The organism is Geodermatophilus sp. SYSU D00708 (assembly GCF_054050115.1).
This window is the reverse complement of the sequence record NZ_JBJGYS010000010.1, coordinates 78,535-103,166: the sequence shown is the minus strand read 5'-3', so window position 1 is coordinate 103,166 and position 24,632 is coordinate 78,535. Positions and strand designations below refer to the sequence as shown.

The following is a 24,632-nucleotide window of genomic DNA, read 5'->3' as shown; positions in this document are numbered from 1 at the left end:
ACCGCCGAGGATCACCCGCCCCGGGTGAGCGGCCCTGCCAGCGGCGTGTCCGACCGCCGGATCCCGATCGGCCGGGACCGCCCGTGGGCGGGCGGACGGCCGCCCACGGGCGGCCTGCGGTCAGAGATCGGTGCGAGCCGGGATCCGACCTCGGGCCACGGCGTCGGCCAGCCGGCGGTGGTCGTCCTCGTTCGCGTCGGCGTAGGCCCCGGCGAAGTCGGCGACCGCGGTCTCGAAAGCGGGCGAGGAACCGAGGTACCCGGAGATGGCGATGCGGTCGCCGGACCGCGCGTGGGCGCGGGCGAGGCACCAGGCGCACTGCTCGCCGTAGACCTCGAGACCCTGGGGACGCAGGTCGTCGACCTCGATCGACCCCTTCCAGTCCCGCAGCTGTCGCACGTAGAAGTCGCGCTCGACCCCGTCGATGCCCGCGGTCCGCTGCCAGCCGAGGAAGATGTCGCTGGCCTGCTGCATGAGGCGCTGGCCGGCCACCACGCGCTGGCCCTGGTTGGTGTACCGGCTCCGGCCCACGAACTCCGCGTGCACCGAGGGCCCGGCCTCCTTGATCTGCAGCAGCAGCGGGTCGTCCTCGTCGCGCCCGATGAGCAGGACGACCCAGCAACGGGTTCCGACGCTGCCCACACCGACCACCTTGCGCGCCATGTCCACGTAGGTGTAGCGCTCCAGCAGGGTACGCCGGTCGGACTGCAGCGTGCCGCGGTACTGCCGGATGAGCGAGCGGAACGCCTCCGCCGGGTCGTCGCCCTCCGCTCCGGGAGCGAGGTCGCGCAGCGGCACGAGCAGCGGGGGGTCGCCCTTGATCCGCGGCGCCCCGTCGACGATCTCGGTGAGCTTCCCGAACGCCTGCAGCGTGTCCCGGGTCCGGGCACGCTCGAGGGCCTGCGCCAGTCGGTCGCGTCGCGCGCGGTCCAGCCGATCGGCGAGCTGCACGCTCAGCTGGTCGGCGTCGATGTGCGAGTACCAGACCTCGATGTCGCGGGCGGCAGCGAACTCGGCCATGGCCGTCCGGTAGCGGGCACCGGCGGCGAGCGCGATGGCCCGCCGCCGCTTGCGCGGCACCCCGTTCTGCCGGCCGGCGATCTCCAGACTGGCGACCAGCCGCTTGACGTCGAACTCGAACGGGCCCGGCAGCGTCTCGTCGAAGTCGTTGGCGTCGAACACCAGCCGCCGTTCCGGCGAGCCGAACATCCCGAAGTTCGAGACGTGCGCGTCCCCGCACATCTGCACGGTCAGACCCGAGCGCGGGGTCCCGGCCAGGTCGGCGGCCATGACCCGGGCGGCGCCCCGGTAGAAGGCGAACGGGGACTGCAGCATGCGGCCGTACCGGATCGGCAGCAGGTCCAACACGCGGGTCGCCCCCTGCTCCACGAGCAGGTCCAGCGGGTCGGGCGAGGACGCCGCCCGGGCGAACTCCGCGTGCGCGGCGAGCGGGACCTGCGAGCGCAGCGCCTTGCCGGCGGCGCGCCGCTCCTTCGGGGTGGGCCGGGGAGCCGGGGCGGCGTCCGGGGCGGGACGGTCGTCGCGGGACGCCGGGGCCGCCGTCAGCACGTCGAGCCCACCTGGTCGGCCAGGGCCCGGGCGTCGGTGAGCAGGACACCGACGGCGGAGGCGACGGCGCCCAGCGTCTGGGCCGAGGCGTCCTGCTCCGCCGCGCCGAGAGCGGTGCGCACCTGATCGGCGTCGGCCTGCACGCGGTCGACGTCGTCGGCGTACTCCGCCCCGGCGTCGGTCCGCAGCTGCGCCAGCGCGCTCTCCACCGACGTGAAGGCCTGCTGCACCGCGTCCGTGCCCTGCTGGACGACCTGGACGTCCCCCAGCGCGGTTATCGACGACCGCAGGTCGTCGACGGCCTTGCACACCTCGGCGCTCGATGTCGCCGCGCTCGCTGACGTGGCTGCCGCACTCGACGACGTCGCCGCGCTGGTGGACGACCCCGAGTCCGAGCACGCGGCGATCGCCGCCGCGAGGACGAGGGCTCCGAGTCCGGCTGCGCTTCTCCGCCTCATGACCCGACGGTGCCGGGCCGGGACGGGCGGCTGCGTCATCCAGGGGGGATGAGGTCACCCACCGCGCCGGAGACCAACCTCGGCAGCCAGGAGCGCAGACCGGGGAGGAACCGTCATGACCGCCAACGTGTCCAGCCCCTACGCCGCCGCCCCGTCGGGGCACAAGGGACTGCGGATCGCCGTCGGGCTGCTCGGCGTGGCCGTCGTGGTCGTCGGGATCGTGCTGCTGTTCAACCCGGTCGCCGCGGCCCGCAGCCTGGCGTTGCTGCTCGGCCTGGCCTTCGTGGTCGGCGGGCTGCTGGAGATCGCGGTCGGCTGGGACGCCGAGCGGCACCGCACGGGCTCGCTCGTCCTGGGGGCGGTGCTGGTGATCGGCGGCATCCTCGCGGCGTTCTGGCCCGGCCTCACGCTGTGGACGCTGGTGCTGATCACCGGGCTGTCCCTGATCGTCCACGGCGCCGGCCGGGTCGGCCTCGCCGTCGTCGCGCGGGACGAGATCCCCGGGTGGGGCTGGCTCGTCGCGCTCGGCGCGGTCAACGTCATCGTGGGCGTGCTGGCGATCGTCTGGCCCCAGGCGACCGTGCTGGTGCTCTGCATCGTCTTCGGCCTGCAGGTCGTCTTCCTCGGCCTGGCGCTGGTCGCCGCCGGCTTCTGGCGGTCCGGCACCGAGCGTGCGGTCCCGTCGATGGGCTGAGCTCCACCCCTTCCCAGCCGGCCGCCGGCCGGCACCGATGAGAACAGAGGAGCCGACATGCCAGGACTGCTGCGCGGGATGGCCCGCACCGCCGTCGTCGCGGGGACGGCGACCGCCGTGTCCAACCGCGTCTCCCGCCGCCAGGCCAACCGGTGGGCCAACCAGCAGGCCTACTACGCGCCGGAGCCGCAGTACGCCGAGCCCGCCCCCGCGGCCCCGCCGCGCACAGACACCACCACGAAGCTGGCCCAGCTGCGTGAGCTGGCCCAGCTCCGCGACTCCGGCGTCCTCGACGACGCGGAGTTCGAGCTCCAGAAGAGCCAGATCCTCAACTCCTGACCCCGGACCACCCGGTTCCGGTCGCGCACACACCGAGGAGATGTCCATGGCCACCATGACCGTCTGGAAGTTCCCCACCGCCCACGGTGCGGACCGGGCCGAGGCGACGCTGCGGGACCTGCAGCGCAGAGAGCTGATCCGGATACACGACGCCGCGATCGTCAGCTTCCCGGAGGGGGCCAAGAAGCCGAAGACCCGCCAGCTGACCAACATGGCCGGCGCGGGTGCGCTCGGCGGCGCCTTCTGGGGCCTGCTGTTCGGCCTCATCTTCTTCATCCCGTTCCTCGGGATGGCGATCGGCGCGGGGATGGGGGCGCTCACCGGCAGCATGACCGACGTCGGCATCGACGACAGCTTCATCCGCCGGATGCGCGACGAGATCCAGCCCGGCACCTCGGCGCTGTTCGTCCTCTCCTCGGACGCCGTGATCGACAAGGTGAAGCAGGCCTTCGAGGGTCAGGACATGGTCCTGGTGGAGAGCAACCTCAGCCAGGAGCAGGAGGAGAAGCTGCGTGACGTGTTCGCGGAGGAGCAGGTGACGCCGGCACCGAGGACGCCTGCAGCGACGAGCTGAACGCGACCCCGGTCAGGGGCCCGGCTGCTGCGGCAGCCGGGCCCCTGCCGCGTGCGCTGACCGGGATGCCCGTGTACGGGTGTCACCGCGGCACGGGATCGCCGGCCGTCGCGACGCAGCGGGGCGCACGGTCGGCCGGCTCAGGTGACCAGCCGGGGGGGCCAGCAGGGACGGGGGCCAGTCGGCACGGGGGGCCAGCAGGCACGGGGGGCCAGCAGGCACGGGGGCCGGTCGGCAGGCACGGTCGGCCGGCCGGCACGGTCAGCCGGCCGACGCGGGAGACCAGCCACCACCTCGACCGGCCGGCACGGCCGGCCGGGAGGACCTGTCAGCCCAGCGCCAGGCCCTCGGTCGAGCCGGAGGGGGTGGGGTCGGGCAGCGCGGCCATGCGGAAGGTGTTGGCCAGCCCGGCGAGCCCCGCGAGGATCGGGACGACCAGGGCGATCTGCAGGGACAGGGGCCGGGTCTCCGTGTTGATCCGGATGATCTCCTGCTGGACCGGCTCGGGCTGGCCGGCGAGCAGCTCGGCGAGCCCGGTGTTGCTCATCAACTGCGCGTCCTCGTCCAGCACCTCGGCCACGCGTTGCTGCTCGGCCGGCGACAGGACCTCGCTGTCGTCGGCGGCCACCGTGAACGCCGTGGCGAGCGTCGCCAGCATGATCGCCCCGGCGAAGGCCAGTCCGAAGGAGAGCCCGAAGGACCCGGCCGCCGAGTTCACCCCTGCGGCCTCGCTGACGCGCTCGTCGGAGATCGGGCTCAGCGTGTAGTTGTTCAGCTGGGAGACCAGCAGGCCCAACCCGGATCCGGCGATCAGCAGCGGGACCAGGAGGTACCAGCCGGAGGTCGCCCGCGGCACGAGCGGGAGCAGGACCACCAACCCGGCGGTGAAGAGCCCGAAGCCCCAGCGGACGACGGTCGACGGGCGCCGTCGCCCCGCCCGCTGGCCGGCGAGCAGGGCGATCCCGAACATGCTCAGCGACAGCGGGGCGATGGACAGGCCGGCCTGCAGCGCGTCGTACTCCAGCACCATCTGCAGGTAGATGGGCAGCACGATCATCGTGCCGCCCAGGGCGATCTGCTGGAGCAACTGCTGGGAGACGCCCAGCCGGAAGTACCGGGAGGAGAACAGTCCCGGATCGAGCAGGGTCGGCCGGCCGAGGCGCTTGCCGCGCCGCAGCCACCAGACCAGCGCGCCCATCGCGACCAGCCCGAGCAGCAGGAGCGCGCCGACGGACTCACCGCCCTCCTGCCACACCAGGATGCTGAGCACGATGCCGCCCATCCCGACCACGGAGAGGGCCGCACCGACGACGTCGACGTGCCGTGGACCGGTGTAGGGCACGTCGTGCACCAGCCGGATGCCCGACAGCACGATCGCGATGATCACGGCCTCGAGCAGGAACCCGACCCGCCAGGACAGGAAGGTGGTGATCACCCCGCCCAGGAGCGGCCCCACCGCGGCGGCGATCGCCGCCGCGGCCCCGACCAGGGCGTAGACCCTCGTCCGGGCTGCGCCGTCGAAGTTGCCGTGGACGAGGGACTGCATGGCGGGCAGCAGCAGTGACGCGCCGAGCCCACCGACCAGCGCCCAGAACACGATGATCGCGGTGAGGCTCTGCGCGAGGGTCATGGCCACGGCGCCGACGGCGTAGCCCAGCAGGCCGAGCACGTAGGCCCGCTTGCGCCCGATGAGGTCGCCGACCTTGCCGCCGATCAGGATGAACGCGGCGGACACCAGCGCCTCGAGCGCGATCGCGGACTGCACCCCGGAGACGGTCGTGCCGAGGTCCCGGACCACCGCGGAGATCGACACGTTCATCAGCGACGTGTCGACGACCAGCACGAACATCGCCATCGCCAGCAGGACGGCGAGCAGGCGACCGCCCGTGCCCGACGAGGAAGGGACAGCGTCCGGCTTCTCGATCGTCATCCGGCGATGGTGGCCGCACCAGCGCGGATCCCGGCTCATCCCGACGTGGTGAGCGGCCGGGCGGTCATCCTCCGGGAGTGAGGCACCCGGCGTGCCGGTCTGGTTGGTTCGGCGCCACGTGGTCCGCTCGGTGCCACGGGGAAGCGAGGTCGGCGATGTGCAGGTGGATGGCCTACTGCGGCGATCCGGTCCCCGCCGGGGAACTGCTGTTCCGACCGGCCCACTCGATCATCGACCAGAGCCTGCACGCCCAGCTCGGCGGCTTCACGACCAACGGTGACGGCTTCGGCATCGGCTGGTACGGCGAGGGGGGAGCGCCGGCTGTCTACAAGAGCACACAGCCGGCCTGGAGCGACGAGAACCTGCGGGAGCTGGGCGGGCAGATCCGCACGTCCCTGCTCTTCGCGCACGTCCGCGCCTCCAGCGGGACCCCGGTGCAGCGCAGCAACTGCCACCCGTTCCGGTACGGCCGCTGGCTGTGGATGCACAACGGGTCACTGGCGCGGTTCGCCGAGGTCAAGCGCGACCTGGTGCTGGCGGTCGACCCGTCGCTGTACCCGGCCATCGAGGGGTCGACCGACACCGAGACGCTGTTCTTCCTGGCCCTCACCTTCGGTCTGACCGACGACCCCCCGGGAGCGGTGGCCCGCGCGGTGGGGCTGGTGGAGGACGTCGGCCGGCGCCACGGCGTGGAGTACCCCGTCCACATGACGGTGGCCACCAGCGACGGCGAGTCCATCTGGGTGTTCCGCTACTCCTCCGAGAAGAGCACGAGCTCCCTGTACTTCTCCAGCGACGTCGCCCAGGTGCGGCAGCTGTACCCGGACCTGGAGGCGCTGGACCGGCTCGGGCCCGCCACGCGTTTCATCGTCTCGGAGCCGCTGCGCGAGCTCCCGGGAGCGTGGAACGAGGTCCCCGAGGCGTCGTGGGCGCTGGTCCGGGACGGTCACCAGGAGATCGCGCCATTCGCGCCAGTCCCTCCCGGCTGATCGTCGTCCCCGGCTGCCGGTGGGTGCGAGGTCGAGGACGAGCGGGCACGACGGCCGTCCCTCCCGACGCCGTCCCGGTGCCGGGCCGCGCTGCCTCCTGCCCGTCGCCGAGCGGATCAGCCGGCGGCGGGCTGCCGGTCCCGCCGGCGCTTCCAGACCGCGTCGACCGCGATGCACAGCAGCAGGATCACCACCAGCGTGACGGCGGTGGCCGGCTCCTCGACCAGCGTGGTCAGCGCGAACGTCACCAGGACGCCCACCGTGGTGGCGATCGCCAGCCACAGCACCCAGCCGCGGGCGCCGGTCTCCCCGCGGATGCGCAGGTGTCCGGCCGTCACCAGCGCGAACACCACGAGGGCGACCGCGCTGCCGATCGACGCGATCGCGCTCAGGTCGAAGAAGACGGCCAGCCCGGCTGCCAGCACGACGGTGAGCAGCAGGCCGGCGGGTGCTCGGTCGGCGAACCGGCGGCCGAGCGCCGGCGGGAACTGGCCGCTCCGGGCCATCTCGTCGCACAGGCCCGCGGCGGGGAAGAGGCCCGAGTTGGTGGCGCCCGCCGTGGCGAACAGGGCGGTCACGCTCATCATCCAGTAGCCGAGCTGCCCCAGGACGGGCTGCGCCGCGACCGCCAGCGCGGTACCCCCGGACGCGACCACCTCCTCGACCGTCAGGGTGCCGAACACGCCCAGGGCCACGGCGACGTACACGGCGGTGGCGATGCCCAGGGCGAGGTACACCGCGCGTGGCAGCTGCCGCGCGGGGTCGGCGAGGTCCTTGGCGGTGAACGTGATGACGCCGAAGCCGAGGAAGGCGAAGAAGGTCAGCGCGACGCTGGAGACGATCGCGCGCAGCGAGGGATAGCCGTCGAACGCGAGCAGGCTCAGGTCCGCGTTCCAGATCGTGGCGACGGCGAACACGGTGAGGATGCCGATCACCACGACCACGACGACCGTCTGCGCCCGCGCCACCGCGCGGGAGCCCAAGATGTTCAGCACCGTCATCAGCAGGATGACGAGGACGGCGAGGACCTTGGTCGCGAGCACGCCGCCGTCGAACGTCGCGGCGGCGTAGCTGCCGAAGGAGACCGCCACCATCGCGGTGATGATCGCGTTCGTGGCGAACAGCAGCCACGCGATGATCCCCGTGACGTGCCCGTCGCCGTACCCGCGGCGGACGTACTCCAGGAAGCCGCCGGCCGAGGGGTACCGCGCGCCGAGGCGGGCAAAGGAGTAGCCCTGCAGGAGGGCGACCGCCCCGGCGAACAGGAACGACACCCACACGGCCGCTCCGGCGACCTCCCCCGCGGTGCCGAGCAGCGCGAAGATCCCCGCACCCACCATGGAGCCCACGCCGATGAAGGCGGCCTGGCGCACCGACAGCTTCGTCGACCGTTCCTCCTGAACCGCCATGGCCCCTCCCGCGAGTGCCGCACCCTCGCCGGGGCGCATCGGCTCGGTGGGCGTCGGCGGTCGCGGCGACGGTGGAACCGTCCCCTCCACCGGAACGGTGCTGGTCAGCCTGGTCGGCGACGCCCGGCGGGTCCTCATCCCGCTCGGATGATCAGAGACGACCGGCGCCCTCATCCGCCTGGGGGGATGGCGCGTGCGCTGTGCGGCGCGAGGGTGACCGACGCGCGACGCGACCGGCCCCGGAGGACGACGATGGCGGACCAGAGAGCCCGGCGGATCGCGGACGCCATCAAGCCGCTGCGCGTCAAGCCGGGGAGCAGCGTCCGCCTCGGCAAGGACTTCGACCCCCGGTACAAGGCGAGCTTCGTGCACAAGGAGGACGGGGCGGACCTCCTGCAGACCGGTGTTGCGCTGTTGTCGGAGTACCAGGCCCGCCTGGCCGCGCAGGACACCTACGGGGTGCTGGTCTGCCTGCAGTCCCTGGACGCCGGGGGCAAGGACGGCACCATCCGGCACGTGATGAGCGGCGTCAACCCGCAGGGCGTGCACGTGCAGGGCTTCAAGACGCCCTCGGCCGAGGAGCTCGACCACGACTACCTCTGGCGCTACGCCCGGAAGCTGCCGGCGCGCGGGGAGATCGGCATCTTCAACCGGTCGCACTACGAGGAGGTGCTGGTCGTCCGGGTGCACGAGGAGCTCCTGGAACGCCAGAAGCTGCCACCGGAGGCGCGGGGGTCCGACGTCTGGCGCCGCCGCTACCGGCAGATCAACGACTGGGAGCGATACCTCACCGACAACGGGTTCGTCGTCGTCAAGCTCTTCCTGAACCTGTCCCGGGAGGAGCAGCGCCGGCGCTTCCTCGCCCGCATCGACCGTCCCGAGAAGAACTGGAAGTTCTCCGCCAACGACGTGACCGAGCGCCGGTTCTGGGACGACTACCAGGCCGCCTTCTCCGAGATGCTGTCGGCCACCAGCACGACGTGGGCGCCGTGGTACGTGATCCCGGCCGACCGGAAGTGGTTCGCCCGCATCTGCGTCTCCGCGGTCCTCGCGCACACCCTCATCGGGATCGACCCCCGGTTCCCCGACGTGGGCGACGAGGACCGGGCGCGGCTCCAGGCCGCCCGGGCCGAGCTCGAGGCCGAGGCGCCGGCCGAGTCGCGTGCACCCCAGGACGGACGGCGGGGCGCCGAGGTCCCGACCCCGCGCGAGGGAATCGAGCCGGCCGCGGCCAGCAGCGGGTGAGCGCGTGCCCCCGGGTGGTTCATCCGCGGGGGAGGAGGCCCCGTTCCGGGGCCCCGGCTGCAATGACGCCGTCCCAGCGACTCCCCGGAGGGGGCCATGACCGCATCTGCGCCGCCGGCCGGTCCGGCGACACCGGTCGAGCAGGAGCCCCGCGGCACGCTCGGGCTGGGCGCGGCGACCGCCCTGATCGTCGGCAGCATCATCGGCGTCGGCATCTTCAACCTGCCGGCGTCGCTGGCCGCCTTCGGGCCGATCAGCCTGGTCGCCATGGGGCTGACCACGGTCGGTGCCCTGGCGCTGGCCGTCATGTTCTCCTCGCTGTCCCGGCGGCTGCCCGCCGACGGCGGCCCCTACGCCTACGCCCGGGCGGCGTTCGGCAACCTGGCCGGCTTCTCCAACGCCTGGCTGTACTGGATCACCGCCTGGTCCGGGAACGCGGCGATCGTCGTCGGCTGGGTGCTGTACGTGGAGCAGTTCGTCAACGCCGACCACGACCCGCTGTTCTCCGTCGTCCTCGCGCTGATCGGGCTGTGGCTGCCCGCCGCGATCAACCTCAAGGGCGTCGGGGCGATGGGCACCGTCCAGATGTGGACGTCGGTGCTCAAGTTCGTCCCGCTGGTCTTCATGTCCACCGTCGGGCTCTTCTACGTCCAGAGCGCCAACTTCGCCGTCTGGAACACCAGCGGCCAGAGCACCGTGGCCGCGATCGGCGGGGCGATGGCGCTGTGCCTGTTCAGCTACCTCGGCGTCGAGTGCGCGGCCGTCGCCGCGGCCAAGGTGCGCGACCCCGACACGAACGTCCCGCGTGCCACGATCTACGGCACCCTCGGCACCGCGATCGTGTACCTGCTGTCGCTCACCGCCGTCTTCGGCATCGTGTCCTCCGCCGCGCTGGCGGAGTCGACCGCGCCGTTCGCCACCGCCGTCAACGAGGTCTTCGGCGGCACCTGGGCCGGCTACGTGATGTCGGCGCTGGTCGTCATCTCCGGCTTCGGCGCGCTCAACGGCTGGACGATGATCTGCGCGGAGATGCCGCTGGCCGCCGCCAAGGACGGGCTGTTCCCGAAGGCCTTCGGCAAGCTCAACCGGCACGGCGTGCCCGCCTTCGGCATCCTCTCGTCCGCCGCGCTCGCATCCGTGTTCATGATCATGTCCTACGCCGGCTCGGTCGGCATCACGGTGTTCAACACCCTGGTCTTCATGAGCGGCATCACCGCCGCCATCCCGTACGCCTTCTCGGCCCTGGCCCAGGTCAAGTGGCGGGTCGTCGACCACCGGCAGCTGCACACCCCGCGCTTCGTCCGCGACGTGGGCGTCGCCGTGGTGGGCCTCGTCTTCTCCGTCCTGTTCATCGTCTACTCGCGCAACACCGGCGGGACCCTCCTGCAGGAGTACCTGCCGTTCGTGTTCGCCGGGATCGCCTTCCTCGCCGGCATCCCGATCTACCTGAGGCACCGGACCTCGATGGCCCAGCCGCCCGCCGTCCCGGCCTGGCGGCCCTGACCCCCACGCGAAGGAGCGAGAGCCATGCCGTTCCACGTCGACTCCGAGGTCGGGCAGCTGCGCCAGGTCATCCTGCACCGGCCCGGCCTGGAGCTCACCCGGCTCACCCCGCAGAACGTCGACGACCTGCTGTTCGACGACGTGATGTGGGCCCAGCGTGCCCGGGAGGAGCACGACGCCTTCGCCGAGAAGCTGCGCGCCAAGGGCGTGAAGGTATACCTGTTCCACGACCTGCTGGCCCAGGCGATCGACCAGCCCGGTGCGCGGGAGTTCCTCCAGGAGGAGCTCACCACCGCGACCCGGTTCGGCCCGGCTCTCGACGCCCCGCTGGACGAGCTCATCGGCACCCGGCCGGCCGACCTGGTGGCCGAGGCGCTCGTCGGCGGCGTCCTCAAGTCCGACCTCGACCTGCCCAAGACCTCCAGCCTGCTGCTGGAGTACCTCGACGACGACGACTTCCTGCTCCCGCCGCTGCCCAACCACCTCTTCCAGCGGGACAACTCCGCGTGGGTCTACGACGGGCTCTCCGTGAACCCGATGAGCAAGCCGGCCCGCAAGCGGGAGACGATCAACTCGCGCGTGGTCTGGAACTTCCACCCGATGTTCGCGGCCGACCCGCCGCACTTCTACTACGGCAACGACAGCGGGAACCACGACCCGGCCAACTGCGAGGGCGGCGACATCCTCGTCATCGGCAACGGCACGGTCATGGTCGGCATGGGGGAGCGGACCAGCCCCCAGGGCATCGAGTTCCTCGCCCGCCGCTACTTCGAGCACGGCCGGGTCACCAGGGTCATCGCGGTCGAGCTGCCGAAGACCCGCGCGTTCATGCACCTCGACACGGCCATGACGATGATCGACCGCGACGCCTTCAGCGTGTACCCGCACCTGCCCGAGACGCTCCGGTCGTTCACGCTGACCCCGATCGGCAGCGGGGGCGACTACCAGGTGACCGAGAACCCCGAGCTCTGGCCGGTCGTCGCCGACGCCCTCGGCGTCGAGAAGGTGCGGGTCATGCGCACGCCGATCGACCTGCTCGGCGCGCAGCGCGAGCAGTGGGACGACGGCAACAACTTCCTGGCCGTCGCGCCCGGCGTCATCTTCGGCTACCAGCGCAACACCACGACCAACACGTTCCTGCGCAAGAACGGCATCGAGATCGTGACGATCGCCGGCGAGGAGCTCGGCCGCGGCCGCGGCGGCCCGCGCTGCATGTCCTGCCCCATCGAGCGCGACGCCGTCGCTGACACGGCCGTCGCCTGAGCCCCGGACGGAGCACCCCGTCATGGCCCTCAACCTGCACAACCGCGACTTCCTCAAGGAGGCGGACTTCACCGCCACCGAGCTGCAGTTCCTGCTCGACCTGTCCTACGACCTCAAGCGGGCGAAGGCGTCGGGGAGTGAACGGCAGCGGCTGCGCGGGCGGGACGTCGCGCTGATCTTCGAGAAGACCTCGACCCGCACCCGGTGCGCCTTCGAGGTGGCCGCCTACGACCAGGGCGGGCACGTCACCTACCTGGACCCGGCCTCCTCGCAGATCGGGCACAAGGAGTCCGCCGCCGACACCGCCAAGGTCCTGTCGCGGATGTTCGACGCCATCGAGTTCCGCGGCAAGGCGCAGGCCACGGTGGAGGAGCTGGCCGCCAACTCCGCGGTGCCGGTCTACAACGGGCTGACCGACGAGTGGCACCCCACGCAGATGCTCGCCGACTTCCTCACCATGACCGAGCACGCCCGACGGCCGGCGCACGAGCTGACCTACTGCTTCATGGGCGACGGCCGGTTCAACATGGGCCGCTCGCTGCTCGTGACCGGCGCGATCATGGGCTCGGACGTGCGGATCTGCGCGCCCGAGGCGCTCTGGCCGGACAAGGACGTGCAGGACCTCGCCCGGGAACGGGCCGAGGAGTCCGGCGCGCGGATCACGCTGACCGCCGACCCGGCCGAGGCGCTGCCGGGCGCCGATTTCGTGCACACCGACGTCTGGGTGTCCATGGGGGAGCCCGACGACGTGTGGCGGACCCGGGTGGAGGAGCTGACCCCCTACCAGGTCAACGACCGGGCGATGGAGCTCACCGGCAAGCCGCGGGCGCGGTTCATGCACTGCCTCCCGGCGTTCCACGACACCAACACCGCGGTCGGGCGGAAGGTCGCCGACCTCACCGGCATGACCGGCGGGCTCGAGGTGACCGGCGAGGTGTTCGCCTCGGCGGCCAACATCGCCTTCGACCAGGCCGAGAACCGGCTGCACACGATCAAGGCGGTCATGGTCGCCACCATCGGCGACTGACGCTGCGACGGGAGGGTCGGCCATGAGGATCGTCGTCGCTCTCGGCGGCAATGCCCTGCAGCGCCGGGGCGAGCCGATGACCGTCGAGGGGCAGCGCCACAACGTGGCGGTGGCCTGCAAGTCCCTCGCCCCCGTGGCCGAGGAGCACGAACTGGTGATCTCCCACGGCAACGGGCCGCAGGTCGGCCTGCTGGCGCTGCAGGCCGCCGCCTACGACCCGGCGTCGGTCTACCCCTTCGACGTGCTCGGCGCGCAGACCGACGGGATGATCGGCTACCTCATCGAGCAGGAGCTGGGCAACCTGCTGCCGGCGGACAAGCCGCTGGCCACCGTCCTGACGATGGTGGTGGTCGACCCGGACGACCCGGCGTTCGAGTCCCCGACGAAGTTCGTCGGCCCGGGGTACACCGCCGAGGCCGCCAAGGAGCTCGCCGCGCGGCGCGGCTGGGCCTTCCGCCAGGACGGCGACTCCTGGCGGCGTGTCGTGCCATCGCCGCTGCCCCGGCGGATCGTCGAGATCCGCCCGGTCGAGTGGCTGCTGGCGCGGCAGTGCGTCGTCATCGCCGCCGGTGGCGGCGGGATCCCGACGATGTACCCGCCCGGCACCCGGACCCTGGTCGGCGTCGAGGCGGTCATCGACAAGGACCGCGCCAGCGCCGTCCTCGCCGAGGAGCTGCACGCCGACCTGCTCGTGATCGCGACCGACGTCGACGCGGTGTACCTCGACTGGGGCACCCCCGAGCGGCGGGCGGTCGTCGCCGCGCACCCGGACGCGCTCGACCCCGGCCTGTTCCCCCCGGGCTCCATGGGGCCGAAGGTGGAGGCCGCCGCGCAGTTCGCCCGCGTCTCGGGCCGGTCGGCGGTCATCGGTTCGCTGGACCAGTTGTCCTCGATCCTCGCCGGCGACGGCGGGACCCGGATCTCGGTGCACGCCGAGGGGATGGAGACCCGATGAGCGCCTCGACCGACCCCCGGGTGTCGGCCCAGCCGACGATCCCCGTCCAGCGGACGGTCAGCGCCGAGGCGCTCCCGCCGTACCTGCTCCCGCCCGAGCAGGTGGTCGCCGACCTCGGCGCGGACGTCCGCGTCGGCCTGACCCACCGGGAGGCCGCCCGCCGCCTCCAGGAGGCCGGGCCGAACAAGCTCACCAGCGAGAAGCCGCCGTCGATCTGGGCCGTCGCGCTGTCCCAGCTGCGCGACCCGATGAACATCATGCTGATCGTGGTGGCGGTGGCCAGCCTGCTCATCGCGCAGGTGTCCACCGCGGTGCTCGTGGCCGCGCTGGTCCTGCTCAACGTGGTGCTCGGCACCCGGCAGGAGCTCAAGGCCCGGGCCAGCGTCGACGCGCTGGCGAAGCTCCAGGTGCCGCAGACCCGCGTGCTGCGGGAGGGCCAGTACGAACTCATCCCCGCGGAGGAGGTCGTCCCCGGGGACGTCGTCCGGCTCGAGGCCGGTGACGTGGTGCCCGCCGACGGGCGGATCGTCGCCTCGGCCACGCTGGAGACCCAGGAGGCCGCGCTCACCGGGGAGAGCGCCCCGATCAGCAAGGGCGCGGAGACGCTGCCCGGTCCCGACGTCGCGCTGGGCGACCGCGTCAACATGCTGTTCCAGAACACGTCGGTCACCCGCGGCACCGTGAGCGCGGTCGTCACCGCCACCGGCATGCAGACCGAGATGGGCAAGATCGCGACGATGCTCACCTCGGTCGAGCGGACCCGCTCGCCGCTGCAGAAGGAGCTCGACGGGCTGACCCGGGTGCTCGGCATCGTCGCCTGGACGGCGGTGGCGCTGATCGTCGTGGTCGGGATCGCCCGGGACCTGCCCACCTCCGACGTCCTGCTGCTGGGCACCGCCATGGCGATCTCGGCCATCCCCACCGGCCTGCCCACGTTCGTGCAGGCGATGCTGTCCTACGGCGCCCGGCAGCTGGCCGAGGCCAAGGCGGTGGTCAAGAACCTCACCGACGTCGAGACCCTGGGCGCCACCAGCGCGATCAACACCGACAAGACCGGCACGCTGACCCTCAACGAGATGATGGTCTCGACGCTCTACGTCGACGGGGCCTGGTTCTCGGTCGACGGCGAGGGCTACCGGAAGACCGGCGGGGTCCGCGCGGTCGCCGGCACCCAGCTGCCCGACTTCACCCGGCTGGCCTACGCGCTCGTGCTCGACAGCGATGCGACCGTCGGGGACGACGGCACGGTCATCGGCGACCCCACCGAGGCGGCGCTGGTGGTCCTGGCCGCCAAGCTCGGTGTCGACGCCGGCCAGACCCGGCAGGCCTACCCGCGCCTGGCCGAGGTGCCCTTCGACTCCGACTACAAGTTCATGGCGACCTTCCACCGCGTCGAGATCGACGGTGCCCCGCACCTGGTCGAGCTGGTGAAGGGCGCGCCCGACGTCGTCCTCGGCAGGTGCAGCCGGGCCGGGGGCCCGTTCCGCTCGTCCGCGGTTCCCATCGAGCAGGAACGCGCCCGGATCGAGGCCGCCAACCGGCAGATGGGCGAGAAGGGCCTGCGGGTCCTGGCCTTCGCCGCCCGCCTGGTGCGCGACGACGAGGTCGCCGTTCTGCAGACCGACCCGATGGCGCTGACCACCGACCTCGGCTTCGTCGGGATGGTCGGCATCATCGACCCGCTGCGGCCGTCGGCGAAGGCCGCCGTGGAGACGGCACTGCGGGCCGGCATCGACGTCCGGATGATCACCGGGGACCACGCCGTCACGGCGCACGCCATCGGCGAGCAGCTCGGGTTGGGAGAGGGGGCGATCAGCGGCGCGGAACTGCAGGCGCTGTCGGACGAGGAGCTGCGCCGGCGGCTGCCCCGGCTGCACGTGTTCGGCAGGGTCACGCCGGAGGACAAGCTGCGGCTGGCCCGGATCATGCAGGGCGAGGGTCTGATCGTCGCGATGACCGGGGACGCGGTGAACGACGCAGCGGCGCTCAAGCAGGCCGACATCGGGGTCGCCATGGGCAGCGGCAGCGAGGTGTCCAAGCAGGCGGCGCGGATGGTGCTGACCGACGACAACTTCGGCACGCTGGTGCACGCCGTCGAGCTGGGCCGCAGCATCTACGGCAAGGTCGTCTGCTACATCCGCTACCAGATGAGCCAGCTGCTCTCCCTGGTGCTGCTGTTCGTCGTCGCCACGGTGTTCAACATCAACAGCGGCGTGGCCATGACGCCGCTCATGGTGCTGTTCCTCAACTTCTTCGTGGCCGTCTTCCCGGTCGTGGTGATCCTCCTCGACCCGGCCGACCCGGAGATCATGGACCGGCCGCCGCGGGACCCGAAGGTGCCGATCACCAACGGCCCGGACGTCGCCCGGTGGCTGGTCTACGGCACGGTGCTCTTCCTCGCGGGGCTGGTCCCGCTGATCGCCGGCCCCGACCAGCCCAGCACCGACGCGGCGAGCGCGTCGATGACCATGTGCTACGTCGTCATCGGTCTGGGCACGATCTTCAGTGGCGTGGTGCTGCGCCGGGACCCGACGTCGGGACTGACCCCGCCGATCCTGACCGCGGTCAAGTGGTCGGTGATCCCGGCCGGCCTCCTGGTGCTCTCCACCGAGCTGGACTTCCTGCAGCACGGGCTGCTCACCCAGGGCCTGACCGGGCTGCAGTGGCTGGCCTGCATCGGCCTGGGCCTGGTGATGCCGATCGTGGTCGAGATCGACAAGTGGATCCGCCGGCGCCGCCTGCACCCGCCCGCACCGGTCGTGGTCGAGGCCGCGGTGGCCCCGGCCCGGGCGACGGCGGCGGCCTGAGGTCGGCCCCGATCCCCGGCTTCCCGGGGATCGGGGGCTGGTGTCGCCCGAGGCGGGGTCAGCCGCTCAGGGAGCGCAGGTCCCCGGGTGTGGGCTCGCCGTCCGCCGACCCGGGGGCGACCGCGGCCGCGGGCTCACCGACCCGCCGTCCCAGACCGAGCCGGTTGCGCAGGCGCACGGCCCAGCGGTCCGGGGCCCGGTCGAACTCGGCGGCCAGGATCGTCGTCCCGACGAAGATGAAGGCGATGCACAGCAGCCACCCGATGAGCGCCAGCGTCACGCCGAACAACCCGTACCGCAGGCTGTAGGTGGACATCAGCCGGGGCATGTAGACCGTGGTGGCGAGGGCGTAGACCCCCGCGCAGGCGGCGGTGAGCGCCCCGGTAGGCAGCAGCCGGCGCCAGGAGACCCGCCGGTCCAGCAGCAGCCACGGGATGGTCGTCCAGAGCAGCAGGCTCCCCAGGACCGAGATCGTCCCGCCCAGCGCCCACCCGGCCGGCAGGGCGCCGACCAGCGTGCGGAGCAGGAGGAGCAGGCTCAGCTCCACCAGCAGGACGGCCAGGGCGGCGGCGGCGTTGAGCGAGCCCCGGACCCCGCGGCGCGGCGGGAGCTGCCAGGCGTCCTGGTACATCCGTTGCATCCGCCGGGTCAGCGAGACGCCGGAGAACACGAGGAGCACCACACTGAACACGCCGGTGGAGGCTGCGGAGGGGTGCGCGAAGAGTTCGCGCACCGCGTCGGCGGCCGAGCCCTCCAGGGTGAACTTGCGGATGAGGAGGTCGGCGACCAGGTCGCGGTGGTCGGACGGTGCCAGCCCGGAGGCGAGCAGGACCAGCGGGATCAGCGCGGTGAAGGCCTGGGCGGCGATGGCGGTCGCCCGGTCGATCCCCTGGAGGGCCATGAAGGAGCCGACGGAGCGGCCCAGCAGTGTCGTCTCCAGCCGGCGCAGGGTGCGGGACGCGGCACCGACCCCGGTGGTGCCCGCCGGGCTGGGGCTCTGCTGGGCCACGACCGCCTCCTCCGCCGCAGCCGACGGTAGGAGCTCACCGGTACCGACCGGCGTCCCCCCGCGGGGATGACCCGACCCGCTGCGGCGGCCCGGCGACTCACCCCGGGCGGAGGAGGCCCCGCCCCTCTGACGGCAGCATCATTCCGACCGGTCCCGACCGCGGCCGAGTGAGAGGACGAGCCAGTGGTCACGACAGTGGATCAGGTATCGACGGGGTCGGCCGACGCCGCCGTGGTCGCGCAGACCCTCCGGATCGGTCACGGCGCGCTGCTGCGGGCGCTGCAGGGCAACACCGTCAACGTGCCCCTCCCCGTTCTCGGCACCGTGCGGCTGCCGCCGCTGGACAGCCTCGTCTGGTTCGGCGGGCTGGCCACGCTGGCCGCGGTCGGCGTCATCGAGTGGCCCGTCGCTGCGGCCATCGGCGTCGGGCACCTGCTCGTACAGCAGGAGCACTTCCGGATCCTGCACGACTTCGGAGAGGGGCTCGTGAAGGCCTGACCGCCGACCGTGGCCCCTGGTCGCGGCGCGGCCGGGTCGTCGCGGGGTCGCCCGGAGCGGACGAGGTGATGCCGGTGTCCCGGCGGGACGCTCGACACTCGGACGACGGAGGGTGGCGGACATGCTGCGAGGTCGACGGGCGGAGCGACGCGAGGAACGACGCGACGAGCGGCACGAGGAGCGGCGCGGTGCGGCCCACTATCGGATGCGCCAGCGGCTCATGTCGATCGGCGACGACTTCTGGATCGAGGACGACACGGGGCAGCGGGTCTACAAGGTGGACGGCAAGGCGCTCCGGCTGCGCAAGACCCTGGTCTTCGAGGACGCGGACGGTCGCGCGCTGGCGAAGATCCAGGAACGGGTGGCCCGGCTCAGGGACTCGATGGAGATCGAGGACCCCGACGGCCACCGGCTCGCGATGGTCCGGGAGGCACTCGTCACCCCCCTGCGGGACCGCTGGGCCGTCACGGTCGAGAACGGACCGGACCTGGAGGTCCAGGGCAACGTCCTCGACCACGAGTACACCTTCACCGACGGCCGCACCCCGGTGGCCACCGTGTCGAAGAGGTGGTTCCGGCTCGCCGACACCTACGGCGTGGAGGTCGCCCCCGGCCAGGACCCGGTGGTCGTGCTGGCGGCCACGGTCGCCATCGACGCGATGGCGCACGAAGGGCGCTGACGACCGTCGGCGCTGAGGGCAGCCGACCGTGGAGACGGCCGTCCTCGTCGTGGCCGCGGCGGTCTTCCTGTGGGGCGTGGTGTCGGCGCGGCTGGAGCGCGCGGACCTGAGCGCTCCGATCGTGTTCGTGCTGCTCGGCGCCCTGCTGGCCGCGGCCGGGCTGGTCGACGCCACCACCGCTCCGGAGACCCTCAAGCCGCTGGTCGAGGTCACCCTCGTCTGGGTGCTCTTCGCCGATGCCGCGCGCGTCCGGGTCCACGACCTGCGTTCCGACGCCGGGCGCTACGTCCGGCTGCTCGCGATCGGCCTGCCGATGACCGTGGTCGCCGGCTGGGGGCTCGCGGCGGGGCTGTTCCCCGATCTCGGACCGTGGCTCGCCCTGCTGGTCGGCGCCGCCCTGGCACCCACCGACGCCGCGCTCGGGACCCCGGTGGTGACCAACCCGGCGGTGCCGTCCCGGGTGCGGCGGCTGATCAACGTGGAGAGCGGGCTCAACGACGGGATAGCCACGCCCGTCGTCGTGTTCGCGGTCGCCGGGGCGTCGTCGGCGGAGGGGCGTGCGGAGGCCCCCGGGCTGGCGCCGGCGCTGCTCGAGCTGGCGGTCGGCGTGTTCGCGGGGGTGGCCGTCGGCGCGGCCGGCGGGGAGCTGCTGCGCCGGGCGCGTGACCGGGGATGGGTCGCGGAGGACTTCGCGGGGCCCGCCGTGCTCGCGCTGGCCCTCACCGCCTACGCGGCGGCGCTGGCCGTGCACGGCAACGGGTTCGTCGCGGCGTTCTGCGGCGGGCTGGCCTTCGCCGCGAGGACCGGCCCGCGCGGCCCCGCCGAGCTGGTCTTCACCGAGCAGACCGGCGCCCTGGTGTCGCTGCTGGTGTGGTCGGCCTTCGGCGCAGTCGCGGTCCCGATCCTGCTCGACCGCGGGACCTGGAGCGTGGCGCTGTACGCGGTGCTCAGCCTGACCGTCGTGCGGATGGTCCCGGTGACCCTGGCGCTGATCGGCTCCGGTCTGGACCGGCCCACCGTCGCGTTCATCGGCTGGTTCGGCCCCCGCGGCCTGGCGTCCCTGGTGTTCGCCCTGCTGGCGCTCGAGGACCTGGGGCCGGCCGCCGACGAGGCCGTGGCGGTCATCGCCGGCACCGTCCTCCTCAGCGTCCTCGCCCACGGGGTCAGCGCCGCGCCGCTGGCGGCGCGCTACGGCCGCAGCGCCGCGGCGCGCTGCCCTGAGCCCGGCGGCCCGGTCCCCGACCTGCCGGTGCGCGGACTGCCACGTCGTCGCCACCCCCATCGCGTGTGAGCGGCCGGCGGGAGCCGCTCAGCCCGGCGGCAGCTGCTGCGCCCGGGAGCGCCACTCGGTGGGGCTGACGCCGGAGCGCGCGCGGAACCACCGGGAGAAGGCGCTGGGCGCGGTGAACCCCAGCAGCTCGGAGACCTCGGTCAGCGAGTACCGCTCGGCCGCGAGATAGCGCTCGGCCAGCGCCTCCCGCGTCGCGTGCACGATCCCGGAGAACGACTCGCCCTCGGCTGCCAGGTGCCGGTGCAGGGTCCGCTGGGTCACCCCGAGGCTGCGCGCGACCTGCGCGGTGGAGCAGCGGCCGAGCGGGATCAGCATCTCGACCAGCTCGCGGACCTGGCCGGTGGCCGTCGGGGCCCGCGGGCTGCCGAGCACCTCGAGGAACCGCCGCGCGTAGGGCCGCAGCAGCGGGTCGACCGCGGTGTTCGCGGCGTCGAGGCCGCCGGCGTAGAAGACGAGCCCGGTGAACGCGTGACCGAACTGCAGCCGCGGCCCGAGGACGGCGTGGTGCGCAGCGGCCGAGGCCGGCGCCCCGTGGGAGAAGCACACCGTCAGCGGCTCCCACCGGTCGCCGAGCAGCTCGCGGACGATCCCCAGCAGCGCCGCGGTCGCCAGCTCCAGCGCCTGCCGGGTCGGCGCGGGCTCGCCGAACTCGAACCACAGCCGCACGGTCGCCAGGTCACCGCCCTCGTCCAGCCGCAACCGCAGCGCCTCGTTGTAGCTGTGCTCGTACCGGATGAGCAGGGCCAGCGCGTCGCGCAGCCGGGGCTCCTGGCGCAGCACCACGCTCAGCGGCCCCAGCGTGGCCAGCCTCCGCAGGCCGGCCAGCCGCAGACCGAAGTCCGCACGGCCGGACAGGCGGGCCGAGCGCTCCAGCAGCCGCGCGACCGCCGCGGCGGGGAGCCACGTGTCCGGGACGGCGAGGTCGGCGACGTCCAGCCCCGCCTCCCGCAGCAGGTGAGCCGGGTCGAGCCCGCAGGAGCGTGCCAGACCCACGTACCCGTCGAGCGTCGCGCTGCGGACCGAGGGGGTCATCCGGGCTCCACTCGGCAGGGGTGTCCGAACAGGCTAAGACCTCTGTCCGGATCGGTACAGCCCCGGGCGGTGGCGCCTGCCACAGTTCTCGGCATTGGAGAGAGCGGTCGGACCGCCTCCCGCACGGCGGCGGAGACCCCCCGCACCGCCGGGACCCACCCGCACGCGCCCCCGCCGTGCCGTCGCGTGCCCGCGAGAAGGAGAGACCGTCATGGCCCAGGGCATCCGCTTCCACGAGACCGGCGGCCCGGAGGTGCTGCGCTGGGAGTCCCTCCCGGTCGGCGAGCCCGGCCCCGGGCAGGCGCGGGTCCGCCACGAGGCGGTCGGGCTCAACTTCGCCGACACCTACTTCCGGAGCGGGCTCTACCCGGCGGCGCTCCCGGCCGGGATGGGTGTGGAGGCCGCCGGCGTGGTCGAGGCCGTCGGGCCCGGCGTCACCGATTTCGCGCCGGGGGACCGGGTGACCTACACCGGCAGCCCGCTGGGCGCCTACAGCACCGAGCGGGTCATGGACACCGCCCCGCTGATCCCGCTGCCCGACGCCATCCCGGCCGAGACCGCGGCCGCCATGACGATGCGCGGGCTGACCTGCGGCTACCTGCTGCGGAGGATCACCGACCTGCAGCCCGGGACGACCGTCCTCCTGCACGCCGCGGCCGGAGGGGTGGGGCTCCTCTTCACCCAGTGGGCCCGGCTGCTCGGCGTCGACGTGATCGGCACCGTCTCCACCGACGAGAAGGCCGAGATCGCCCGGGCGCACGGCTGCGCGCACACCATCGTCCACCCGCGCGAGGACGTCGCGGCCCGGGTGCGCGAGCTCACCGACGGGGCGGGCGTCCCGGTCGTCTTCGACAGCATCGGCGCGACCACGTTCGCCTCCTCCCTGGACTCGCTGCGCCGGCGCGGCCTGCTCGTGTGCTTCGGGACGTCGTCCGGGCCCGTCCCGCCGATCGACGCGATGCAGCTGGCGGTCAAGGGGTCGCTGTTCGTGACCCGCCCCGCCCTGGCCGACTACATCGCCGACCCGGCCGAGCGGGCGGCCCTGGCCGGTGAGCTGTTCGACCACGTCGTCTCCGGCCGGATCACCGTCGAGATCAACCAGCGCTACGCCCTCGAGGACGCCGTCTCGGCCCACCGCGACCTCGAGTCCGGCCGCAGCGTCGGCTCGTCGGTCTTCTGCCTGGGGTCGGTCGCCGCGTGAGCCCGCCGCCCCCGTCCCACCCCACCCCCCACCGAGACAGGAGAAACGCCATGACCACCGTCCTCGCCCCCGCCGACCACCGGCGGCCGCTGCCGTCGTTCCACGTCGGGTCCCGCGCCGTCGAGGTGGTCCCCCTGACCGCCACCATCGGCGCCGAGCTGCGCTGCGTCAGCCTCGCCGAGGCGTCCCGGGACGACGATCTGTTCGCCACGCTCCGGGCGCTGCTGCTGGAGTACAAGGTCCTCTTCGTCCGCGACCAGGACATCACCCGCGCCGAGCACGTCGCGCTGGCCGAGCGGTTCGGGCCGCTCGAGGACCACCCGGTCGCCGGCAGCGACCCCGACCACCCCGGCCTGGTCCGGATCTACAAGGACCTCGACAGCCCGCCCGAGCACTACGAGAACGCCTTCCACTGCGACGCCACCTGGCGCGAGGTCCCGCCCCTGGGCTCGGTGCTCCGCTGCGTGCAGACGCCCCCGGTCGGCGGCGACACCATCTGGGTGAACATGGCCGAGGCCTACCGGCGGCTGCCCGGGCACGTGAAGGAGCGGATCGCCGGCCTGCGCGCGCGGCACAGCATCGAGGCCAGCTTCGGGGCAGCGATGCCCGACGAGCAGCGGCGCGCCCTGCACGCCCGGTTCCCCGACGCCGAGCACCCCGTGGTACGGACCCACCCGGAGACGGGGGAGGAGTTCCTCTTCGTCAACGCGTTCACGACGCACTTCGTCAACTACCACACGCCGGAGAACGTGCGCTTCGGCTTCGACTACTCGCCCGGTGCAAGCGAGCTGCTCAACCTCCTGATCCGCCAGGCGGCGGTCCCGGAGTACCAGGTCCGCTGGCGGTGGACGGAGAACAGCTTCGCCATCTGGGACAACCGCTGCACCCAGCACTACGCCGTCCAGGACTACTGGCCCGGCGTCCGCAAGATGGAGCGCGCCGGGATCGTCGGCGCCCAGTTCTGACCCGCATCCCCTCGATCCCCAGGAGAACTGCCGTGCACTTCCTCGACGACGCCCTGTTCCCCGAGAACCAGGAGAAGCTGGTCATCACCGCGGCCCCCTACGGGCCGGAGTGGGAGCCGGCCGACTTCCCCGAGGACATCCCGCTGACCATGGACCAGCACGTCCAGCAGGCCGTGGACTGCTGGGAGGCCGGCGCCACGGTGCTGCACATCCACGTGCGCGAGCTCGACGGCAAGGGCTCCAAGCGGCTGTCCCAGTTCAACGAGCTGCTGCGCCGGCTGCGCGAGGCCGTGCCGGAGATGGTCCTGCAGGTCGGCGGCTCGATCTCCTTCGCCCCCGAGGGCGACGGGGCCGACGCGAAGTGGCTCTCGGACGACACCCGGCACATGCTCGCCGAGCTCGACCCGAAGCCCGACCAGGTGACCATCGCGATCAACACCTCGCAGATGAACATCGTCGAGCTGATGACCGACTCGGACGTCGCCGGCACCTCGTTCCAGCGCCCCGAGCTCTACGAGACCTACCGCAACATGGAGGTGCCGGCGAGCCCGGCGTGGGTCGAGGAGCACCTCCGGCGCCTGGTCGCGAACGGCATCCAGCCGCACTTCCAGCTGGCCCACTCCGCGCAGCTGGAGACCGTGGAGCGGCTGGTCCGCCGCGGGGTCTACACCGGCCCGCTGAACATCACCTGGGTGGCCATCGGCGGCGGCTTCGACGGGCCGAACCCCTACACGATGATGGAGTTCGTCCGCCGGGTGCCCGACGGCGCGTCCCTGACGCTCGAGAGCATCATGCGCAACGTCCTGCCGATCAACACGATGGCGATCGCCCTCGGCCTGCACACCCGCTGCGGCAACGAGGACACCCTCTGGGGCCGGCTCGGCGAGAAGTGCACCTCCGCGGACGCCGTCCGCCAGCTGGTGCGGATCGCGAACGAGCTCGGCCGCGAGGTCGCCACCGGCAAGGAAGCCCGCGAACTCTACCGGCTCGGCGAGTACTGGGGCAGCGCCGACGAGGCGCTGGCCAGGCTCGGCTACCCGCCGAACCGCAGGCCCGGCCAGGTCGGCTTCCTGCACCACGCCTGACCCGACGGTCCGACGACCGTCCGCGGGGGTGCGCGCCTCCGGGTGCGCACCCCCCGCCCGTCGTCGACGGCGGACGCCGCGTCCCCCGTCGACCGCGTCCACGCGCACGC

22 protein-coding genes are annotated in these 24,632 nt (G+C 72.8%); 16 read left to right on the top strand and 6 right to left on the bottom strand.

Annotation, left to right across the window (positions count from 1 at the left end):
• Positions 1 to 120 precede the first annotated feature (120 nt).
• Together ACI79D_RS10885 and ACI79D_RS10880 are read right to left on the bottom strand one after the other, a co-directional pair.
• Positions 121 to 1,569 (bottom strand): DUF2252 domain-containing protein, encoded by a 1,449-nt coding sequence (locus tag ACI79D_RS10885; RefSeq protein ID WP_456918421.1) that lies wholly within the window; start codon positions 1,567 to 1,569, stop codon positions 121 to 123.
• A complete protein-coding gene (locus ACI79D_RS10880; protein WP_456918420.1) occupies positions 1,563 to 1,880 on the bottom strand; it encodes a hypothetical protein in 318 nt (105 codons plus the stop codon). The genes ACI79D_RS10885 and ACI79D_RS10880 overlap by 7 nt, the downstream gene beginning before the upstream one ends.
• 262 nt (positions 1,881 to 2,142) lie before the next feature.
• Between ACI79D_RS10880 and ACI79D_RS10875 the strand changes: the two genes are divergently transcribed.
• The 3 genes from ACI79D_RS10875 to ACI79D_RS10865 are packed head-to-tail and all read left to right on the top strand — an operon-like array spanning position 2,143 to position 3,634.
• The gene (locus ACI79D_RS10875; RefSeq protein WP_456918419.1) at positions 2,143 to 2,721 is read left to right on the top strand and encodes an HdeD family acid-resistance protein; all 579 of its coding nucleotides are present in this window, start codon (positions 2,143 to 2,145) and stop codon (positions 2,719 to 2,721) included.
• A 57-nt stretch (positions 2,722 to 2,778) separates the two neighbouring features.
• A complete protein-coding gene (locus tag ACI79D_RS10870) occupies positions 2,779 to 3,060 on the top strand; it encodes an SHOCT domain-containing protein (RefSeq protein ID WP_456918418.1) in 282 nt (93 codons plus the stop codon).
• Between the two features lie 46 nt (positions 3,061 to 3,106).
• On the top strand, positions 3,107 to 3,634 hold the full coding sequence (locus ACI79D_RS10865) for a DUF1269 domain-containing protein (RefSeq protein ID WP_456918417.1): 528 nt from the start codon (positions 3,107 to 3,109) through the stop codon (positions 3,632 to 3,634).
• Positions 3,635 to 3,962: 328 nt separating this feature from the next.
• On the opposite strand, the gene ACI79D_RS10860 is transcribed toward ACI79D_RS10865, so the two are convergent.
• Positions 3,963 to 5,564, bottom strand: a complete 1,602-nt coding sequence (locus ACI79D_RS10860; RefSeq protein WP_456918416.1) for an MFS transporter — start codon at positions 5,562 to 5,564, stop codon at positions 3,963 to 3,965.
• A 155-nt stretch (positions 5,565 to 5,719) separates the two neighbouring features.
• Between ACI79D_RS10860 and ACI79D_RS10855 the strand changes: the two genes are divergently transcribed.
• Complete coding sequence (locus tag ACI79D_RS10855; protein ID WP_456918415.1) at positions 5,720 to 6,553, top strand: class II glutamine amidotransferase; 834 nt, start codon at positions 5,720 to 5,722, stop codon at positions 6,551 to 6,553.
• 116 nt (positions 6,554 to 6,669) lie between these two features.
• On the opposite strand, the gene ACI79D_RS10850 is transcribed toward ACI79D_RS10855, so the two are convergent.
• A complete protein-coding gene (locus tag ACI79D_RS10850; protein WP_456918414.1) occupies positions 6,670 to 7,962 on the bottom strand; it encodes an APC family permease in 1,293 nt (430 codons plus the stop codon).
• 252 nt (positions 7,963 to 8,214) lie between these two features.
• Between ACI79D_RS10850 and ACI79D_RS10845 the strand changes: the two genes are divergently transcribed.
• The 6 genes from ACI79D_RS10845 (at position 8,215) to ACI79D_RS10820 (ending at position 16,762) form a co-directional block, all read left to right on the top strand.
• Positions 8,215 to 9,207: a polyphosphate kinase 2 family protein gene (locus tag ACI79D_RS10845; protein ID WP_456918412.1), complete on the top strand. Its 993-nt coding sequence runs from the start codon at positions 8,215 to 8,217 to the stop codon at positions 9,205 to 9,207.
• 96 nt (positions 9,208 to 9,303) lie between these two features.
• The gene (locus ACI79D_RS10840) at positions 9,304 to 10,710 is read left to right on the top strand and encodes an amino acid permease (protein WP_456918410.1); all 1,407 of its coding nucleotides are present in this window, start codon (positions 9,304 to 9,306) and stop codon (positions 10,708 to 10,710) included.
• Positions 10,711 to 10,734: 24 nt separating this feature from the next.
• Positions 10,735 to 11,973, top strand: coding sequence for an arginine deiminase (locus ACI79D_RS10835; RefSeq protein WP_456918409.1), 1,239 nt, complete (start codon positions 10,735 to 10,737; stop codon positions 11,971 to 11,973).
• A 22-nt stretch (positions 11,974 to 11,995) separates the two neighbouring features.
• Positions 11,996 to 13,000 (top strand): ornithine carbamoyltransferase, encoded by a 1,005-nt coding sequence (gene argF, locus ACI79D_RS10830; RefSeq protein WP_456918408.1) that lies wholly within the window; start codon positions 11,996 to 11,998, stop codon positions 12,998 to 13,000.
• A 22-nt stretch (positions 13,001 to 13,022) separates the two neighbouring features.
• Positions 13,023 to 13,955, top strand: a complete 933-nt coding sequence (arcC, locus tag ACI79D_RS10825) for a carbamate kinase (RefSeq protein ID WP_456918406.1) — start codon at positions 13,023 to 13,025, stop codon at positions 13,953 to 13,955.
• Positions 13,952 to 16,762, top strand: coding sequence for a cation-translocating P-type ATPase (locus tag ACI79D_RS10820; protein WP_456918404.1), 2,811 nt, complete (start codon positions 13,952 to 13,954; stop codon positions 16,760 to 16,762). The genes arcC and ACI79D_RS10820 overlap by 4 nt, the downstream gene beginning before the upstream one ends.
• A 58-nt stretch (positions 16,763 to 16,820) precedes the next feature.
• Here ACI79D_RS10820 and ACI79D_RS10815 read toward each other — a convergent pair whose 3' ends face one another.
• The gene (locus tag ACI79D_RS10815; protein ID WP_456918403.1) at positions 16,821 to 17,771 is read right to left on the bottom strand and encodes a YhjD/YihY/BrkB family envelope integrity protein; all 951 of its coding nucleotides are present in this window, start codon (positions 17,769 to 17,771) and stop codon (positions 16,821 to 16,823) included.
• Positions 17,772 to 17,966: 195 nt separating this feature from the next.
• Between ACI79D_RS10815 and ACI79D_RS10810 the strand changes: the two genes are divergently transcribed.
• From ACI79D_RS10810 to ACI79D_RS10800, 3 genes are all read left to right on the top strand, one after another.
• Entirely contained in the window at positions 17,967 to 18,269 is a 303-nt protein-coding gene (locus ACI79D_RS10810) for a hypothetical protein (RefSeq protein ID WP_456918402.1), read from the top strand.
• Positions 18,270 to 18,390: 121 nt separating this feature from the next.
• Positions 18,391 to 18,948 (top strand): LURP-one-related/scramblase family protein, encoded by a 558-nt coding sequence (locus ACI79D_RS10805; protein ID WP_456918401.1) that lies wholly within the window; start codon positions 18,391 to 18,393, stop codon positions 18,946 to 18,948.
• Between the two features lie 28 nt (positions 18,949 to 18,976).
• Entirely contained in the window at positions 18,977 to 20,239 is a 1,263-nt protein-coding gene (locus ACI79D_RS10800; protein ID WP_456918399.1) for a cation:proton antiporter domain-containing protein, read from the top strand.
• Positions 20,240 to 20,257: 18 nt separating this feature from the next.
• On the opposite strand, the gene ACI79D_RS10795 is transcribed toward ACI79D_RS10800, so the two are convergent.
• Entirely contained in the window at positions 20,258 to 21,271 is a 1,014-nt protein-coding gene (locus ACI79D_RS10795; protein WP_456918398.1) for an AraC family transcriptional regulator, read from the bottom strand.
• A gap of 211 nt (positions 21,272 to 21,482) precedes the next feature.
• Here ACI79D_RS10795 and ACI79D_RS10790 point away from each other — a divergent pair, with 211 nt between their 5' ends.
• From ACI79D_RS10790 to ACI79D_RS10780, 3 genes are read left to right on the top strand one after another with little or no spacing between them, the layout of a single operon-like run.
• Positions 21,483 to 22,472, top strand: coding sequence for a quinone oxidoreductase family protein (locus ACI79D_RS10790; protein ID WP_456918397.1), 990 nt, complete (start codon positions 21,483 to 21,485; stop codon positions 22,470 to 22,472).
• 50 nt (positions 22,473 to 22,522) lie between these two features.
• The gene (locus ACI79D_RS10785; RefSeq protein ID WP_456918396.1) at positions 22,523 to 23,437 is read left to right on the top strand and encodes a TauD/TfdA dioxygenase family protein; all 915 of its coding nucleotides are present in this window, start codon (positions 22,523 to 22,525) and stop codon (positions 23,435 to 23,437) included.
• Positions 23,438 to 23,469: 32 nt separating this feature from the next.
• Positions 23,470 to 24,522, top strand: coding sequence for a 3-keto-5-aminohexanoate cleavage protein (locus ACI79D_RS10780; protein ID WP_456918395.1), 1,053 nt, complete (start codon positions 23,470 to 23,472; stop codon positions 24,520 to 24,522).
• Positions 24,523 to 24,632: the final 110 nt, after the last annotated feature.

Coding starts and splice junctions, on each gene's coding strand:
- ACI79D_RS10875 (WP_456918419.1), top strand. CDS start 2,143: ATGACCGCCAACGTGTCCAGCCCCTACGCCGCCGCCCCGTCGGGGCAC.
- ACI79D_RS10870 (WP_456918418.1), top strand. CDS start 2,779: ATGCCAGGACTGCTGCGCGGGATGGCCCGCACCGCCGTCGTCGCGGGG.
- ACI79D_RS10865 (WP_456918417.1), top strand. CDS start 3,107: ATGGCCACCATGACCGTCTGGAAGTTCCCCACCGCCCACGGTGCGGAC.
- ACI79D_RS10860 (WP_456918416.1), bottom strand. CDS start 5,564: ATGACGATCGAGAAGCCGGACGCTGTCCCTTCCTCGTCGGGCACGGGC.
- ACI79D_RS10855 (WP_456918415.1), top strand. CDS start 5,720: ATGTGCAGGTGGATGGCCTACTGCGGCGATCCGGTCCCCGCCGGGGAA.
- ACI79D_RS10850 (WP_456918414.1), bottom strand. CDS start 7,962: ATGGCGGTTCAGGAGGAACGGTCGACGAAGCTGTCGGTGCGCCAGGCC.
- ACI79D_RS10845 (WP_456918412.1), top strand. CDS start 8,215: ATGGCGGACCAGAGAGCCCGGCGGATCGCGGACGCCATCAAGCCGCTG.
- ACI79D_RS10840 (WP_456918410.1), top strand. CDS start 9,304: ATGACCGCATCTGCGCCGCCGGCCGGTCCGGCGACACCGGTCGAGCAG.
- ACI79D_RS10835 (WP_456918409.1), top strand. CDS start 10,735: ATGCCGTTCCACGTCGACTCCGAGGTCGGGCAGCTGCGCCAGGTCATC.
- argF (WP_456918408.1), top strand. CDS start 11,996: ATGGCCCTCAACCTGCACAACCGCGACTTCCTCAAGGAGGCGGACTTC.
- arcC (WP_456918406.1), top strand. CDS start 13,023: ATGAGGATCGTCGTCGCTCTCGGCGGCAATGCCCTGCAGCGCCGGGGC.
- ACI79D_RS10820 (WP_456918404.1), top strand. CDS start 13,952: ATGAGCGCCTCGACCGACCCCCGGGTGTCGGCCCAGCCGACGATCCCC.
- ACI79D_RS10805 (WP_456918401.1), top strand. CDS start 18,391: ATGCTGCGAGGTCGACGGGCGGAGCGACGCGAGGAACGACGCGACGAG.
- ACI79D_RS10795 (WP_456918398.1), bottom strand. CDS start 21,271: ATGACCCCCTCGGTCCGCAGCGCGACGCTCGACGGGTACGTGGGTCTG.
- ACI79D_RS10790 (WP_456918397.1), top strand. CDS start 21,483: ATGGCCCAGGGCATCCGCTTCCACGAGACCGGCGGCCCGGAGGTGCTG.
- ACI79D_RS10785 (WP_456918396.1), top strand. CDS start 22,523: ATGACCACCGTCCTCGCCCCCGCCGACCACCGGCGGCCGCTGCCGTCG.